Origin of the sequence: Corynebacterium nasorum (assembly GCF_022345765.1) — a bacterium.
Taxonomy (GTDB): domain Bacteria; phylum Actinomycetota; class Actinomycetes; order Mycobacteriales; family Mycobacteriaceae; genus Corynebacterium; species Corynebacterium kefirresidentii.
On the sequence record NZ_JAKRDR010000002.1, the window covers coordinates 72,483 to 88,403 of the forward strand.

Below are 15,921 nucleotides of genomic sequence, written 5' to 3' on the forward strand. Positions count from 1 at the left end.
CATCCCACGCCAATAGGCTGCGGGGCATGACGTTATTGGAGCAGCTGGGCGACATCACTAAGCGCGGCGTGGATCTTCTCGAAGAGGTCCACGCCGCCTCCAGCCTGCCCCTGCCCGCGGACCAAGCGCGCACCCTGCGCCGGACCGCCGCGGCCTTTCTCTCGCCCACCAGCCATTCGCGCTACCAAGCCCGCGCACTGGCCGCCGCGCGCCGCAATCACCACTGCCTAGAGACCCTCGCGCTTATCGCCCGTCGCTCGCGCAGCATTAGCGACCCCACCAAGCGCTGGCAATTCCGCGAGCAGCTCTGCGCCACCGCCGGCACCACCGCGCACGTCTCGCGCGCGGCTACCCGTCTGCTGCGCGAACTCAACCCTCCGCCCGAGCGCGAAGACGGCGGACGCCGGATAATGCACGGGGAGAAAACCACCCTGAGTTTCACCGGCCCCGCCGCACAAATGGCCGATATCTGGGCCGCCGCTAAATCCGACCCGCTAGCCTGGCTTAACGGCTCCCGCGCCGCCGCGCCCGCTACCGTGACTACCAATGTCATCATCGAGCTGCCGGATTATCTGAAAATCCTCGCTGGAAACGGCGATGATATCCGCCTCGCTATGACCAACGGCGTCACCATCACCGGCGCCGAATTAGTCCGCCGCACCCTAGCCGGCGCGGGACTCTTCACGCTCATCCATCCCGAGCGCGGCCCGGTCAACCTCTACCGCACCCGGCAGGCCTCCGCCAAGCAACGCCGCATGCTCCAGGCCGAAGGCGCCCGCTGCGCCTGGCCCGCTTGCCGACGCCCCGCCTCCGAATGGCAAGCCCACCACCTCCTGGAATACTCCCGCGGCGGCCACACCCATCCTGAGAACATGACGCTATTGTGCCCGTATCACAACTCCATCAACGGGCTGCCGGGCCGCGGCCGGATGGCGCGCATTCGGGGCCGGATCGCCTGGCTCCCGCCCGCTAGCCAGGACAGGCATACACACATAGGGCACAGCAACGAACCCGACAACAGGCGCAGCGGTCGCAGCAGCAGACGCAGCACTATGACAAACGACGCGCACGGCCCGCCGGTATTCACCGGCCGAGCGCGAACCGGGCCTACGGCCGCCGTGCCCTAGCCGCTGTAGCTCCGCATTCGCCCAGTACTGGCCGGGGCGCTCAACGTGCTATATGGTCAGGCGGCCGGAAAGCGCGCGAGACAAGGTGAGCTCGTCCACAAACTCCAAATCGCCTCCGAGCGGCATGCCGGAGGCCAACCTGGTGATCTTCAGATCAGGGAAGTCGCGCAGCAAGCGCACCAGGTATGCGGCGGTCGCCTCGCCCTCCGTATTGGGGTCGGTGGCGAGAATGACTTCGTGGATGGTGGGGGTGGCGTCGTAAAGCGGGGCTTCGGGGGTAGAGTCTGCAAGCTCGCGGTCCGGCAACACACCGCCTAGGCGCTGCAGCAGTGTGGAGATATTCAAATCACGCGGACCCACATTCGCCAGCGGATCCAGCGCGCCGCCCAAGACGTGATAGCGGCCCTCATACTCGCCCGTGCGCTCAATGACCTGGATATCCTTGGGTTCCTCGACCACGCAGATAGTAGAGGCGTCGCGCTGCGAGTTAATGCAGATGCGGCAGACATCCTCACGCGAAATATTGCAGCAAATGCGGCAGAAGGTCACGCCGTCGCGCACCGCGCCCAGCGCGTTTTGCAGCCGCTCGATGTCCTCGGGTTCCATGTGCAAAACGTGAAACGCGATGCGCTGCGCCGACTTCGGGCCGATTCCCGGCAGGCGCGAAAACTCGTCGATGAGGTCTTGCAGAGGTCCTTCAAACATCAATTACTCCCAAAATCGGCAAAAGCCGCCGCCCCACCCCGGGGCAACGGCCTTATATCGTATCGCGCGGGCTACTGGTTGCCGCCGAAGACATCCTCAAAAGACGGGCCGCCCTGACCACCCATGCCCTGGGACAGCGGGCCAATCTTTTCCTGTGCCAGGCGTCCGGCCGCAGCGTGGGCCTCCTTGAACGCACCCATAACCAGGTCCTGCAGCGTATCGACGTCCTCTGGATCCACGATGGACTTATCAATCTGCAAGTCCACGAGCTCGGCGCCGCCAGTCATGGTCACCTTGACCAGGCCATTGCCTGCCTGGCCCTCGACGTTGGTAGCGAGGATTTCTTCCTGCGCCTTCTGCAGATCCGCCTGCACCTGCGCGGCCTGCGCGATGAGGTCGTTCATGTCATTTGCCTGCTGCATTGGGTCTTGGTCAGCCATGGTGTTTCCTTTCTAAATCAACTTTAAATTTCGCTACCGCCCGAGTGTACCGTGCTCGCCGCTTAGGCACGCCGCGCGCCTAGTTCCCGCTCCAGCAATTCCATCGCTACCTCGGTAGCGCTGCGATGATCCATCTCGCCGGTGGACTGCGCGGCCTCCATCATGTCGCGTTCTTCGTCATCGCGGGTATAGGCCGGCGGTTCCTCGGGCGGTGCCTCATAGGTCTCCGGCTCGGGTTCGGGCGGCAGCGGCACGCCGTTGCTGAACTGCGATTCATCGCGCTGCTTGGCGGCCTGCGTCGCCCGTGCGATGCGCGAGCGCCAGCCCGGCGTGTTTTCCTGCTTACTCTCCGCCTCCTGGTCGTCGGCAGGCTCGCGCGCGGGCTGATTCGGTGTCCACGCCTCCTTGCGCTGCGCCGGACGTGGGGCATTGAAACCGGCGGTCTTCGGGTCAGTGCCTACCACGCAGGTCACGGCCACATCGCGCTGGAACTCCTCCTTGAGCACCTCCACGATAACGGCGTTATTGGCGGGGGCATTGATTCGCTCGGCCAGGGCACCGGTGGTGTGTCCCAGCGTCAGCGTGCCATCGCGGAAGCCAAGCACACGGGCTTCGGCAAGCATAATTTCCGCTACCTTATTCCGCTTTCCGACGCTCCCCCTCAACGCCACCCATTTCTCCCTCACGGCTTCCGCGAAGTCGCCGTCCGGCTCTTGCGTTGCCTGCGGTTGCGCCGATTCCGACACCATTTCCGATGCCGTCTCCGCAGCAGGCTGGCCCCCAGATCGCGCCGTTGCTTCCTGGGCGGATTCCTCCGCGCGGGCCGGTACGGGTTTCTCCAATGGCTCGCGCTGCTCCTGCCGCTCCTTCTGGGCTGGCGCCGACTGCGGTATGCGCCGTTCGCGCTGCCACGGATCCTGGGACTCTTGCGGCTCCGGCTCCGGCGCCGACTGCGGCTGCGGCTCTACCTGCGGCCGCTGTTGTTGCTGCGGGTTTTGCTGCTCGGCGGACGATTGCGCAGTATTAGCCGGTGTCTGGGTCTGAGGCTGCGGCTGGGCGGCGGGCTCAGAGCCATCAGAGCCAGCGGAGTGCTGCTCCTGGGACTTGGCGCGACGGCGCGCGATAATGGCGGCCGCAGCGGACTGGGGGTCTTGGGCACCTGCGACAGCTGAGGTTGCCGCGGCGGCACCACCCGGGGTCGCAGGGCCGGCAGGCACGGGCGCTCCGGGCGCGGCCGCGGGGACGGTGGCGCCGGTGGCCGCGGGGCCGGTGGACCCGATAAGCAGGTGCGCGCACATGATTTCCAGCAGCAGGCGCGGCGACGTCGCGCCGGTGAGATCGCTTATGCGGTCGTTGACCGTGGATGCCAAGTAGGTCAGCTGCGGGCCGGAAAAACGCTGCGCCTGGGCGGTAAGCACAGAAGCGCGGTCAGTGGGTGCGGAGACAAGGCCGGCCTCGATAGCGCCGGGCACGGCCTGCAGGATCATCAGATCGCGCAGGCGGTCGAGCAAATCGATGGCAAAGCGACGCGGGTCGTGGCCGGCCTCGATGACATGGTCCACCATCGCGAAGAGGCCGGGTTTGTTTTGGTTGGCGAGGGTGTCGATGGCGTCGTCAAGCAGCGAAACATCGGTGACACCCAGAAGCGGCCGGGCGAGGTCATAGGTCAGGCCATCGGGCCCGGCGCCGGCCAGCAGCTGGTCCAGCAAGGACAAAGTATCGCGCGGGGAACCACCGCCCGCCTCAATGACCATGGGGTATACGGCGTCCTCGACATGCACGCCCTCGGCCTCGACGGTGCGCTGCAGCAAGCCCTTCATGGCCGGCGGGGTCAGCAGGCGGAAGGGATAGTGGTGGGTACGCGAGCGAATGGTGCCGATAATTTTCTCCGGCTCCGTGGTCGCGAAGATGAAAATGACGTGCTCCGGCGGCTCCTCCACTACCTTGAGCAGCGCGTTAGCGCCGGAGGGCGAAATCATATGCGCCTCGTCAATGATGAAGATGCGGTAGCGCGATTCGGCCGGTGCGTAGTAGGCGCGGTCGCGCAGCTCGCGCATGTCCTCCACACCGTTGTGCGAGGCGGCGTCAAGCTCCGTCACGTCCAGGTTTCCGGGGCCGCCGGGGGCCAGGGAGACGCAGGAATCGCACTTGCCACACGGCGTCGAGGTCGGCCCGTGCTCGCAGTTGAGCGAACGGGCCATAATTCGCGCCGAGGAGGTCTTGCCGCAGCCGCGCGGGCCGGAAAAGAGATAGGCGTGGTTGATGCGCCCTGCATCGAGGGCGGCGGATAGCGGCGTGGTGACCTGCTCTTGGCCCACGACCTCCGCAAACGTTGCTGGACGGTATTTCCGGTATAAAGCCACGGTTAGCCAGTTTACCGGCTAACCCTCGCGCGACCAGTCCAGCAGGTCAATGCCCTGCTCGGCCACTGCCCCCTGCAGCTTGCCGACGCCCTCTTCTACCCCAAACGCATATTCCGAATCTGTCAGCATGACCAGCTGCAGGATGAGGGTCAGGCGGCCCTCTTCGCGAAACTGCGGGGTCTGCCCGCCCCACAGGTACGGCGCGATGAAGAGTCCGTGGTGCACGGTAATTCCCGGCGCGTCGAGGATGGACGGCAGCATCACGCCCGGCTGCGCCGGAAGCAGACCGTCGGCCTTCTCGAAAGTATCGGCCGCGGCGTTTACGGCGGCAGCCACCTCGGGCTGCCCGGTACGCGCCACCGTCAACAGCTCGCAGCGCACATCGGTGCCGTCGTCCTGGCTCTGCAGGCCGGTGTCGGTGTTATTGAAGGTGGTGGTGAGGGCGAGCGATTGGGCGTCGGCAAGCGCGGCGAGGCCTAGCCGGCGCTCATCGACGTAGCGGAACTCCAGCGGCGCCGGGATAATCTCGCTCAGCCACAGGGCAGACTCGTCGGCGTTGATTTTAGGCCCCCAGCTTCTCCACGGCGGCAAGCAGCACACAGGTAGCGACGCCGTCCATCGCGGCCTCAACCTCTTCCTGCGGCGGCAGGGTTGGGGCGAGGCGGATATTGCGGTCATTGTCGTCCTGGCCATAAGGGAAGGCCGAGCCCGCCTGGGTAAGCAGGATGCCGGCGTCGCGCGCAAGCTCCCAGACGCGGTTGGCGGTGCCGTCGACAACGTCGAGGGAGATGAAGTAGCCACCCTTCGGGTTGGTCCACTGCGCCACCTCGTACTCGCCCAGGCGCTTTTCCAGGATGCGCAGCACCGCATCGAACTTCGGCTTAATCAGCGCGGCGTGGCGGCGCATTACCGCGCGCACCCCTTCTGCGGAGCCGAAGAACTCGTGGTGCGCGAGCTGGTTGATCTTATTCGGGCCGATGCCGCGAATGCCGGCATGCTCTAGGTACCACTCGAGGTTATCCTCCGAGGTGCCGAAGAAACCCACTCCCGCGCCCGCGAAGGTGATCTTCGAGGTGGAAGACATGGCCCAGAAGCGGTTCGGGTTGCCTTCTTCCGCGGCGATATCCAGAATCGGCAGGATTTCCGGGAATTCTTCCGTCAAGGTATGCACGGCGTAGGCGTTATCCCACACGATGCGGAAATCCGGTGCGCCGGCCTGCATGCGGGCGAGGCGGCGGGCCTTGTCCTCAGAAATCACGGCGCCGGTGGGGTTGGCGAACATCGGCACCACCCACATGCCCTTGACTGTCGGGTCCGCCACCAGCTTTTCGACGGCCTCTACATCCGGCCCGTCTTCTTCCATCGGCACCGTCACCAGCTCGAAGCCAAATTGCTCCGTGATGGCAAAGTGGCGGTCATAGCCCGGCACTGGGCAGATCCACTTGAGTTTTTCTTCCTTGCTCCACGGCTGCGCGGAATCATTGGTGCCGAAGAGGAACGCCCACGAAATCAGGTCAAACATGATGTTCAGGGAGGAAGAATCTGCGGCCACGAGCAGCTCGGGGTCCATGTTGGTCAGCTTGCCCCAGATGTCGCGCAGTTCCTTGATGCCCTTTTGGTTGCCGTAGTTACGCAGGTCGTTTCCGGCCGCGTCGGTGTAATGGCCCTGGCCTGGCAGGGCGAGGAGATCGTTGGAGAGGTCTAGCTGCGCCTTCGCTGGCTTGCCGCGGGTCAAATCCAGTTTCAGGCCCTTAGCTTTAAGGTCCTCGTAGTCCTTACGGACCTGAGCGGCGAGCTCAGTTAGTTCGGACGATTCCAAAGTAAGAAGCGACATGCGTATGTCTACCTTCCATGTATAGGGCGACTTTTAGCCCCCAATAGTAACGCACGCCATACAAAAAGGGGACCCCGCGCACCCGTCAGAGCCTCCTGACCCTTGCTGCATTCCTGCCCTGGGGGAGTTCAGAGGATGGACGCCACGCGGAATCCTGCCCCATACTTTAACGCCCGAGCGCCGGTTTAGCCAAATGGGACTCCGGCCGCGCAGCCCTCCGCCGCTCGCGGGTACCGCTCTCGATACCTAGCCACCACACAACGGTTAAAATTCCCCGAAAACACGACCTGACCTGGCGATTGGTAAAATAATTGCCACGGCTGCTAATGTTTCTTCTCGGAGGATTCGACTAGCGGCCTATGTCACACGCCTGGAACGCGTGCGGGGTTCACGCCCCTCGTGGGTTCAAATCCCACATCCTCCGCCACAAGAAATCCCGGCTCCTGCTGCATAGCAACGGAGCCGGGATTTTTGTTATACCTGCGCTTGGCCGCGCTAGCCGACGCCGCGCTAGCCGCTAATCGATGACCGACGGTTCGTAGCCGTCTTCTTTTAGCCACGCAATATGCGGCGGGGTGTTCATGCCCCACTCAGTGCGCGCCCAGAGGAAGGCCTGGGCGACCTCGGCCTCGGGATAGCCTCCGTCGCGCAGGTACTGCCGGAAGCCGTTCGGGCCCGAGTCCTTGATCCACAGCCAGACGTAGTCGTCGAGGGAGTCGTCGGCAAGCAGGCCTTCGAGCCCGGCCGGCACAAACTCGCGCTCGGCGCGCACGCGATCCGCCAGATCCTGGTCGAGGAAGTCATAGAGGTAATCCAGCGCGTCCTCAAGCTGCGCATAATCGAAGGCATTCATGCCGCCCAGCCTAGTGGCGCTTGGTGCCCAGGACCATGCGGTCGATTTCTTCCAGCACCTCGTCCACGATGGCCGGGTTATAGGCGCGATAGCCGCGCATGCGCAGCAGCTCCTCCTGTGCCGCCGTCAGAGCGGTCCGGCGGGCCTCCAGAGCTACGTGGCGGAACTGCCAGGCGCGTTGCTTGCGGGAGTCTTCGGAAACATCCTCGCCATCACCAATCCGGTCTTCCAGCCATTGGATAACGTTGGCGGAAATTTCCGGATCCACCTTTTCGGCGTCGGGCGCGATATGCCCATCCGGCCGGAAGTTCGACAGTGCCTCGATGCTGGCCGCACGCGCACGGCCAACCACGGCAGCGCGCATCTTATCGCTGGCAATCTGGGAGGCTTCCGTGAGGTCGAGTCGCTCCATCAACCACGGCAAGAGCAGGCCGGGCACCACCATCGTGGCCAGCAAGACCGTCAACGCGATGACGGCGAGCTCATGGTGGAAACTAAACACGCCCGCCGGGATGGACAAAACCAGCGCCAAAGTGACAAGTCCACGCATGCCGGACCACGTCATCAGCAGTACCTCTTGCAGGCGCAGCGGCGCAACCCGTGGGCGGCCGCGGGAGACGTTGATGCGGTAATAGGCATACATCCACACCAAACGGACAACAAAGGCCACGAGGGACAAGATGACGCCCACGACCACCGAATGCCACAGGTCCGAGCCCACTTCGCCGATGGCGGTATTGACCGTCAGGCCAATGAGTCCGAAGGCCACGCCAGTAAAGAGCAGTTCGATGGTCTCCCAGAAGGACTGACCGGATAGGCGGTCCTCGGCCTGGATATCGGCCCGGGAATTAAGTTCTACGGCCGCGATGACCACGGCGATAACGCCGGAGGCACCGAGTTCCTCCGCGATGAGGTAGACGGCAAATGGCGTCACCCAGGTCAGCGCGTTGCGCGCGGTGACGTCATGGACGTGGGTAATAAACAGCGCCACCAGCCGGCCGACGACCCACCCCAGGCCGCCCGCGACGAATGCGGAGTAGAAGAAGTTGAGCACACCACCGCCGAAGGAGAGCTCATCGCCTTGGGTCACGGCCGTCAGCGCGAGATTGAAGGCGACGATAGAAGCGGCGTCATTAAACAAGCCCTCGGTCTGCAAGGTGGTGATGATGCGGCGCGGGATGCCGGCGGGCTCGGCCACGGCGTCAACGGCGACGGGGTCCGGCGGGGCGATGGCTGCACCGATGAGGATGGCCGCAGCCAGGCTGATACCGGGCAGGAAGGCATAGGCCGTGAAGCCAACGGCCAGCGTGGTGGCGACCACCAAAAGCACGGATAGGCTCAAGATAGTCACCCATTGTTCACGGATAACGCCCCACGAGGTGCGCCGGGCCAGCGCCCACAGCAGCGGCGGCAGGAAAATCGGCAGGATGAGCTCGGTGGGCGGTTCAAACCTGGGTAGCCCCGGCACGAAGACGGCGCAGGCGGTGATGATCGTCAGCAACGCCGGCCACGGCAGCCCAATTTTGTCGCCAATGGCGACGACGAACACGGTCAGCAGCATGAGCCCAATGAGCACCAAAAGAACGTCCATGGGCCCAGATTTTACCCGTGCCAGGTATAGGGATCAGGAGGCAAGCGATCGGGTTCGAATTGCGCGAGCAGCTCTGCGGCGCTGTCGGCTTCATATCCCAGGGAGGCCGCCAGCTGTTTGACGACGTCCCCCACCTCCCCCATTTCCCGCATGGTCACCGCACCGTCGCGCTTGGCTAGGCGATCGCCAGATTCATTGAGCACGAGCGGGACGTGGATATACTCCGGCGCTGCGATGCCGAGCAGCGAGGCCAGGTAGGCCTGGCGCGGCGCGGAGGAGAGCAGATCATCACCGCGGACGACTTGGTCGATACCTTGGAACGCATCGTCGACGACGACGGCCAAGTTATACGCCCAGCCGGTGTCTTGGCCGCCGCGGCGCAGGATGAAGTCATCCACGTCGCCGGTATAGGTGCCGTGGAGGGCGTCGTGGATGGTGAAAGTGGGGACGTCGGCAAGCAGGCGAAGGGCGGGCTGGCGATTCTGGGCCGCAAGCTCGGCACGCTTGGCCGCGCGCTGGTCTTCGGTGAGGTTGCGGCAGGTGCCCGGGTACTGGCCGGGGATGGCGTGCGGGGCCCGGGAGGCTTCGCGGATGTCCTTACGCGAGCAATAGCACTCGTAGGTGGGCAGCTGGTCCAAGGCTTGCTCATAGGCAGCGTCGCGATCGTGCTGGTAGATGACCTCGCCGTCCCAGTCCAGTCCGAGCGCGCGCAGGTCCGCCAGCTGGCGCTCGGCCGATTCCTGGGAGGAGCGCTGCTTATCGATGTCCTCCACGCGCACCACAAAGCGCCGCCCCGTCGAGTGGGCAAAAAGCCACGCCAGAAGCGCCGTGCGGAGGTTGCCGAAGTGCAGATCCCCCGAGGGGCTCGGCGCGTAGCGGCCGGCGCCGGTGGTCGCAGAATTCATGCCCACAGTCTACGGGCTGGCACAATGGCGGGCATGGAAAAAACGAACGGCGCTGAAGTGCGCTTCATTCCCGTCCGCTCTACTCTCTACCCTTGGCTGGTCACCGTGTTTGTGGTGACCTTCCTGATTTCCAATATCAACGCCACCAAGGGCGTCCAGCTCGGCCCGCTGGTGACCGACGGTGCCTTCTTTCTATTCCCGCTGGCCTATATCGTCGGCGACGTGCTCTCCGAGTGCTATGGCTTTAAATCCACCCGGCGCGCGGTCTACATCGGCTTCGCGATGGCCATCTTGGCGGCCGTGTGCTTCTATATCGCCATTTGGCTGCCGGCGGCCGATTTCTATGAGGGCCAGGAGGCCTTCGCGGCCACGCTTGGCCTGATGCCGCAGATTCTGGCCGCCTCGCTAGCCGGCTATCTCGTGGGCCAGCTACTCAATGCCTGGACGCTGACTGCGATGAAGAAGCGCTCGGGCGAAAAGGGGCTTTTCGCGCGCCTTATCGCCTCTACCGTGGTGGGCGAATTCGGCGATACGCTGCTGTTTTGCGCCATCGCCGCGCCGGTAATCGGCGTGGATACGGTGGGTGGTTTCATCAACTACGTCATCGTGGGATTCGTGTGGAAGACCCTGATGGAGGCCGTCATGCTGCCGGTGACGGCCATGGTTATCTCGTGGGTTAAAAAGCGCGAGGACTACTTGCCGGCGTAGTAGCGGCCGAGGAATCCATCGCGGTAGGCCTCGTAGTAGCCGCCGTCGATGGCGGCGCGGATATTATCCACCAGGCGAATCATGAACTCCACGTTGTGGATGGTGCACAGCGTGCCTGCGAGGAATTCCTTCGCCTTGAGCAAGTGGTGCAGGTAGGCGCGGGAGTAATTCTCAGATACGTAGCCGCCGAATTCCTCGTCGACCCCAGCGAAATCGCGCTTAAAGCGCGCATTGGTGAGGTTCATGCGGCCGTCGAGGGTGTAAACGCCGCCGCGACGCGCCAAGCGGGTCGGCGCCACGCAGTCGAAGGTATCGGCACCGGCCTCGACGGCGGTGAAAATATCGTCCGGCTCGGAGATGCCGAGCAGGTGGCGCGGCTTGTCCTCGGGTAGCTCATCGCAGACCCAGCCGACAATGGTGCCCAGGTTTTCCTTCTCCAGCGCGCCGCCGATGCCAAAACCGCCAAAGCCGCGCTTGCCTTCCTCTCGGGCGGTGCGATCGAGGTCGAGCAGGCCGCGGGTGGCCTGGCGGCGTAGGTCCTCATACTGCGCGCCCTGAACGACGCCCCACAGGGACTGCTTCGGCCGGTGGGTGCGCTCGCGGGTGAGGCGGTCGTGCTCATCCAGGCAGCGCTTGGCCCAGCGGTACGTGCGCGCGACGGATTCTTCCTGGTAGGTACGCGTATCAACGAGCGTGGTCAGCTCGTCGAAGGCGAACATGATGTCTGCCCCCAGCCCGTGTTGGATCTGCATGGACTTCTCGGGGGTGAAGCGGTGCTTGGAGCCGTTGATAACGGATTTGAAATCCACGCCGTCCTCGTCCACCTGCGCCATGCGCTCTTTCTTTGCCGCGCGGATGTCCTTATCGCTAAGTTCCGCGATATCCATCGCAAGGACCTTCTTGAAACCTACGCCCAGCGACATCACCTGGAAGCCGCCGGAGTCGGTATAGGTCGGGCCGTGCCAGTTTTCAAACTCCGCCACGCCGCCGGCCTCGTCGACGATATCGTGGCCTGGCTGCAGGTAAAGGTGGTACGCATTCGACAGGATGGCTTGCGCGCCGGTGGAGCGAATCTGCTCCGGAGTCAGGGTCTTTACCGTGGCTTTAGTGGCCACCGGGATGAAGGCCGGGGTCTGAATATCGCCGTGTGGGGTGTGGATGACACCGCTGCGGCCGTGCTTGCCGGGACCTTCGGGCAGGCGCTTGCCGATGTCGAAGCTCAAGTCCATTTCTATTCTTCTTCCTTGTCTGCAGGGATAGGGGCTGGGGTGGCGTGTTTAGCTTCCCATTCTTCTTCCAGGGCGGTGCCTTCGATGTCCAGGGTGGGCAGAATCTTGGCCAGCCACTTTGGCATCCACCACGTCGCGCGGCCCATAAGGAACATGGTGGCGGGGACGAGGGTCATGCGGATAAAGAAGGCGTCGAAAAGCACGCCGGCGGCCAAGGCAAAGCCGAAGATCTGGATAAATGGAAGCGGCTGGTTAATAAACGCCACGAAGACCGAAATCATAATGATGGCTGCGGCCGTTACCACGCGGGCGCCTTGGGTAAAGCCGGTGATGGTGGCCTCATCGACGGCGCTATAACGCCCGCCGGTGCCCTCCGGGTGGCGAGAGATGTGCTCGCGCATGCGAGTGACCAGGAAGACCTGGTAGTCCATCGCGAGGCCAAAGGTCACGCCGATGAGGAAGATGGGCATGAAGGAAATCAGCGGGCCCGGCGCGGGCACCAGGTTCCACAGGCCTTCCTGCCAGACCAGGACGGTCAGGCCGAAGGCGCCGCCGACGGACAGCAGGAAGCCCAAGCCCGCAACCAGCGGCACCAAGATGGAGCGGAAGACCAACAGCAGCAGCACAATGGCCAGACCCACGACGATGGCCAGGTACGGCACCATGGCTTCCTCGAGGCGCTCGGTGATATCGAGCTGCACGGCCGTCAGGCCGGTCAGGCCGATGTCGGTACCGGTGGCGTCCTCGATCTCGCCGGTGGCCGAGCGCAGCGCGTGCGCGACGTTCACCGTTGCAGCGTCCGTGGGCGCGGTTTCAGGGGTAACCATGATCTGTGCGGCGCGCTTGTCCTGGCTCAGGCCGACAATCTGCGCGTGCTTCACCCCGCCCAAGCCCTTGAGCTGGTCCGCGGTGTAGAGGAAGGACGCGAGCGCGGCCTTATCCTCTGCGGAGGTGTCTACCACCTCAGCGGCCGGGGCGATCTCCGGCTCGGCTGAGGGCTGGTCCCCCAGCGGCTGCTCAGGCATCTCCTCTTCGGGGGCAGCATTCTCGGCCGCGTCCTGCTCCGGCGCGGGAGCGGGTGCGGGGGCTGGGGCTGGTTCGGGTTGGGACTGGGCGTCGACAAGCGGGGCCAAGGCGCCGGATTCCGCGTTGACCGTGTGGGCATCGACCACGGCGAGGAAAGGACCGTTGACGCCGGGGCCAAAGCCCTCGGACATGATGTCGGCGGCCTTGCGCTGGGTGGTATCGGGGTTCGACGTGGTATCGGCCGGAAGGGCAAGCTCCATCTGGAGTACCGGCGCGGTCATAGCCCCCAAGGAGAGCACGACCAGCGCCATAGCCAGGCCGGGCACCTTCTGGACTAAACGCACCCACCGGTTGCCCATGGTGGGCCCGCGGCGGCGCTTGCCCTTGCGGGTCGGGTTGCCGGCCACGCCGGGGATTCGGCCATGGAAGGCCTTATCGCCCAGCAAGCCCAGCATCGCAGGGATGAGCGTGAGCGAGACCAAGACGGCGATCGCGACGGTGCCGGCGGCGGCCAAGCCCATGGCCGTGAGGAAGCCAATGCGCGCAATGATGAGCGCGAAGAGCGCGGTAAAGACCGTCGCGCCGGCAAAGACCACGGAGGAGCCGGCCGTACCCACCGCCATGCCTGCGGCATCGGGCCCATCCATGCGGCGGCGCTCGGCGCGGTAGCGCGAAAGAATAAACAGCGCATAGTCGATGCCCACAGCCAGGCCGATCATGATGGCCAGAACCGGGGTCATATTATTGAGCTCAATCCAGTGGGTGGCAATAAACATGCCCAGCGCGCCGAGTCCCACGCCAATGACGGCGGAAACCAATGGCATCCCCGAGGCCACCAGCGAGCCGAAGGTAAAAATGAGCACGAGGAAAGCGACGCCCAGCCCGATGATCTCGGAGGTGGAGTTGACCGCGATCTCATCGCCAAAGCCGGCGCCATTGCCTTCGACGGTAAGGCCGCGGTCGCGGGCGATATTCATCGCCTCGGTGACGGTGTCTTTATCTGCTTGCTCCACGCTATAAGGCGACTCGGCGTCAAAATTGAAGGTGGTATACGCAATGGTCTCGTCATCGTTGACCATGGCGAGGTTATCCGCGTCAGCGCGGGCGGATGCTTCCGGCAGCCCCATATCCGTGAATTGGTGGATGACCTGATCTTGCAGACGGGGCGAGACCTCAAGCGGGTTGCCAAAGCGCGTGGTATCGCCCATCTTCAGGTTGTCCTCGAGGTAGGAGATGGTGGCGTCGATGGCCTCGCGGTTTGCTGGATCAGAAAGCTTCTGGCCATCTGGGGCCTTGAAGACCACGTTGACCGAGGGTGAATTGGCAGGGTTGCCGCCCTCTGGGAAGAGGTCCATGGTCTTATAGGTGGCATCGATAGACGGGGTTCCCTTAATGGAGAACTCGCTCGTCATCGGTTTCATCAGCAAGGCGGCGGCACCGCCAACGGCGGCGAGCAGCAGCAGCCATGCCACGATGACCTTCCACTTATGGAGGAAAGACCAGCGCCCAAGACGATAAAGCAATGTAGCCACGGGTAGATGTACCTTCGCATTCACGTGGGGGACGGGGTGAACTTCGCCCTAGTGTAGTGGCCGCACCCTATAATCCCCTATCGCGAAGCCACCTGCGTCCCAGTTTTCACAGCTGGCGGCCAGCCGGGCCCCTCCCCCCGTGCCCCGCGGCCTAGCCGGGAAAAAGAAAATCCCGGCCTGCGCAAACAGACCGGGATCTCGGTGCGGTGGCGGCGGGATTTGAACCCGCGGTTGGGGGTTACCCAACAATCGCTTTCGAGGCGATCACCTTCGGCCGCTCGGACACGCCACCGCGTTCCAGATTACGGGAGTGCGCCCGAGCGACAAAATCGCTGCGCCAGCGGGGTGCCAGCGCAGCGATATGCAGAAATACGGATGAGGATTAGTCGTCCTTCAGGCCGCCGATAACCTCGTTAGCCTTGTCCTTGATACCCTCGGCAGCGTCGGACAGCTTGTCCTTAGCCTCGGAGGTGACCTGGTCGGCCTTGCCCTCGTTAGCTACGTCCTTGTTATCGGTAGCTTCGCCGTAGGCTTCCTTTGCCTTGCCTACGAGGCCATCCTTCTTGTTTTCCAAATCGCCCATAATCACTCCTTTGAGTAGACGGATAATGTATGAGCACCAGTGTACGCACTTTCAGCGCAGGTCGCCGAAGAAGTTTCTGAGCAACATCGCGCATTCCTCTTCCAGAACGCCGCCGCGAACCTGCGGGGCAAAGGGGGCGGTGGGGGCACGCAGGACATCGATAAGCGAGCCGCACGCGCCGGTCTTGGGTTCAAAAGCGCCGAAGACTACGGAAGAAACGCGCGCAGCCTGCAAAGCACCGGCGCACATGGCGCAGGGCTCTAGGGTGACGACAAGTTCGCAGCCGGAAAGGCGCCAGCCGTCTCCATAGACGCGCACTGCTTGGCGGATGGCCTCTACCTCGGCGTGGGCAGTGGGATCGGCGCGTTGCTCGCGGCGGTTTACTCCGGTGGCGAGTTCGGCTCCGGTGGCGTCAAAAAGCACCGCACCCACCGGTACATCGCCTGCCGGGGTGCACTTGGCGACGTCCAGGGCGCGGCGCATGCGGGCCTCTGCGCGCTGGAGGGGCTCAGGCGTTATCAATGACGTCTTCCAGTTCATCGCCGAAGCCGAGCTCGCCGGCGATGCGCAGCAACATATCAGAAGGCCAGTCTTCGTCATTGTCGATGATGTAGCCCACCTGATCCTCGGATAGGCCGAGATCGGCGAAGATATCGAAATCGCCCTCGCCATACGGGTCGGCCTCTTCAGGGTCCACATCCGGGATTTCATGGTCGTTGATATCCATGAAATCGGCCGCAAAGTCATCATCAACGCCATAGGTGGCATCCGAAATGAGCATCTTCACCCCGCCCGGCACGGGGCGCACGGCGATGAAATAGGCATCCTCCACGCACAGCAGCGCGAACGCAGCGCCCTCAGAGCGCAGGCTGCGCACCGCATTGATGGAGGTCTGCGGATCCTCGAAGTCATCGTTGAAGCTGCGCACCAGCCACTGGCCCGTATTACGGGCGACGGTTACTGCGAAGGAGTAATTTTCGTTGCTCATACCTCGTGAGATTAGTCGTGTTGTGCCACAATTGTCA

The 15,921-nt window shown here is 63.8% G+C and carries 15 protein-coding genes, 2 tRNA genes and 1 other RNA gene; 3 read left to right on the plus strand and 15 right to left on the minus strand.

What is annotated here, in order from left to right; genetic code table 11:
- Positions 1–26: 26 nt before the first annotated feature.
- Positions 27–1,127, plus strand: coding sequence for an HNH endonuclease signature motif containing protein (locus tag MHK04_RS02215; RefSeq protein WP_239207832.1), 1,101 nt, complete (start codon positions 27–29; stop codon positions 1,125–1,127).
- Between the two features lie 48 nt (positions 1,128–1,175).
- On the opposite strand, the gene recR is transcribed toward MHK04_RS02215, so the two are convergent.
- From recR to ffs, 6 genes are all read right to left on the minus strand, one after another.
- A complete protein-coding gene (recR, locus tag MHK04_RS02220) occupies positions 1,176–1,832 on the minus strand; it encodes a recombination mediator RecR (protein WP_005323161.1) in 657 nt (218 codons plus the stop codon).
- 71 nt (positions 1,833–1,903) lie between these two features.
- Positions 1,904–2,272 carry a YbaB/EbfC family nucleoid-associated protein gene (locus tag MHK04_RS02225; RefSeq protein ID WP_023020386.1) on the minus strand — a complete coding sequence of 123 codons (369 nt, stop codon included), beginning with the start codon at positions 2,270–2,272 and terminating at the stop codon, positions 1,904–1,906.
- Positions 2,273–2,334: 62 nt separating this feature from the next.
- Positions 2,335–4,635 (minus strand): DNA polymerase III subunit gamma and tau, encoded by a 2,301-nt coding sequence (locus MHK04_RS02230; protein ID WP_239207831.1) that lies wholly within the window; start codon positions 4,633–4,635, stop codon positions 2,335–2,337.
- A gap of 18 nt (positions 4,636–4,653) precedes the next feature.
- Positions 4,654–5,235: a hypothetical protein gene (locus MHK04_RS02235; RefSeq protein ID WP_239207830.1), complete on the minus strand. Its 582-nt coding sequence runs from the start codon at positions 5,233–5,235 to the stop codon at positions 4,654–4,656.
- Positions 5,198–6,469, minus strand: coding sequence for an aspartate aminotransferase type Ic (locus MHK04_RS02240; protein ID WP_239207829.1), 1,272 nt, complete (start codon positions 6,467–6,469; stop codon positions 5,198–5,200). Before MHK04_RS02240 ends, MHK04_RS02235 begins: the two co-directional genes overlap by 38 nt.
- A gap of 60 nt (positions 6,470–6,529) precedes the next feature.
- An RNA gene (ffs, locus tag MHK04_RS02245) (signal recognition particle sRNA small type) lies at positions 6,530–6,628 on the minus strand.
- Positions 6,629–6,807: 179 nt separating this feature from the next.
- Between ffs and MHK04_RS02250 the strand changes: the two genes are divergently transcribed.
- Positions 6,808–6,896, plus strand: a tRNA-Ser gene (locus MHK04_RS02250).
- A 90-nt stretch (positions 6,897–6,986) separates the two neighbouring features.
- Here the strand turns inward: MHK04_RS02250 and MHK04_RS02255 are convergent.
- The 3 genes from MHK04_RS02255 to gluQRS are packed head-to-tail and all read right to left on the minus strand — an operon-like array spanning position 6,987 to position 9,818.
- Positions 6,987–7,322 (minus strand): hypothetical protein, encoded by a 336-nt coding sequence (locus MHK04_RS02255; protein ID WP_200288376.1) that lies wholly within the window; start codon positions 7,320–7,322, stop codon positions 6,987–6,989.
- Between the two features lie 10 nt (positions 7,323–7,332).
- Positions 7,333–8,913 (minus strand): cation:proton antiporter, encoded by a 1,581-nt coding sequence (locus MHK04_RS02260; RefSeq protein WP_239207828.1) that lies wholly within the window; start codon positions 8,911–8,913, stop codon positions 7,333–7,335.
- Positions 8,914–8,924: 11 nt separating this feature from the next.
- Positions 8,925–9,818: a tRNA glutamyl-Q(34) synthetase GluQRS gene (gene gluQRS, locus MHK04_RS02265; protein ID WP_239207827.1), complete on the minus strand. Its 894-nt coding sequence runs from the start codon at positions 9,816–9,818 to the stop codon at positions 8,925–8,927.
- A 33-nt stretch (positions 9,819–9,851) separates the two neighbouring features.
- On the opposite strand from gluQRS, the gene MHK04_RS02270 reads away from it, so the two are divergent.
- Positions 9,852–10,526, plus strand: a complete 675-nt coding sequence (locus MHK04_RS02270; protein ID WP_369707467.1) for a queuosine precursor transporter — start codon at positions 9,852–9,854, stop codon at positions 10,524–10,526.
- Here MHK04_RS02270 and tgt read toward each other — a convergent pair.
- From tgt to MHK04_RS02300, 6 genes are all read right to left on the minus strand, one after another.
- The gene (gene tgt, locus MHK04_RS02275; RefSeq protein ID WP_239207826.1) at positions 10,511–11,755 is read right to left on the minus strand and encodes a tRNA guanosine(34) transglycosylase Tgt; all 1,245 of its coding nucleotides are present in this window, start codon (positions 11,753–11,755) and stop codon (positions 10,511–10,513) included. The genes MHK04_RS02270 and tgt overlap by 16 nt on opposite strands.
- Positions 11,756–11,757: 2 nt before the next feature.
- The gene (locus tag MHK04_RS02280; protein ID WP_239207825.1) at positions 11,758–14,313 is read right to left on the minus strand and encodes an MMPL family transporter; all 2,556 of its coding nucleotides are present in this window, start codon (positions 14,311–14,313) and stop codon (positions 11,758–11,760) included.
- 204 nt (positions 14,314–14,517) lie between these two features.
- Positions 14,518–14,605: transfer RNA gene (locus tag MHK04_RS02285), tRNA-Ser, on the minus strand.
- Positions 14,606–14,695: 90 nt separating this feature from the next.
- The gene (locus MHK04_RS02290) at positions 14,696–14,896 is read right to left on the minus strand and encodes a CsbD family protein (RefSeq protein WP_005323174.1); all 201 of its coding nucleotides are present in this window, start codon (positions 14,894–14,896) and stop codon (positions 14,696–14,698) included.
- Between the two features lie 51 nt (positions 14,897–14,947).
- The gene (locus tag MHK04_RS02295; protein ID WP_200289076.1) at positions 14,948–15,379 is read right to left on the minus strand and encodes a nucleoside deaminase; all 432 of its coding nucleotides are present in this window, start codon (positions 15,377–15,379) and stop codon (positions 14,948–14,950) included.
- 25 nt (positions 15,380–15,404) lie between these two features.
- Entirely contained in the window at positions 15,405–15,884 is a 480-nt protein-coding gene (locus tag MHK04_RS02300) for a tRNA adenosine deaminase-associated protein (protein ID WP_239207824.1), read from the minus strand.
- Positions 15,885–15,921: the final 37 nt, after the last annotated feature.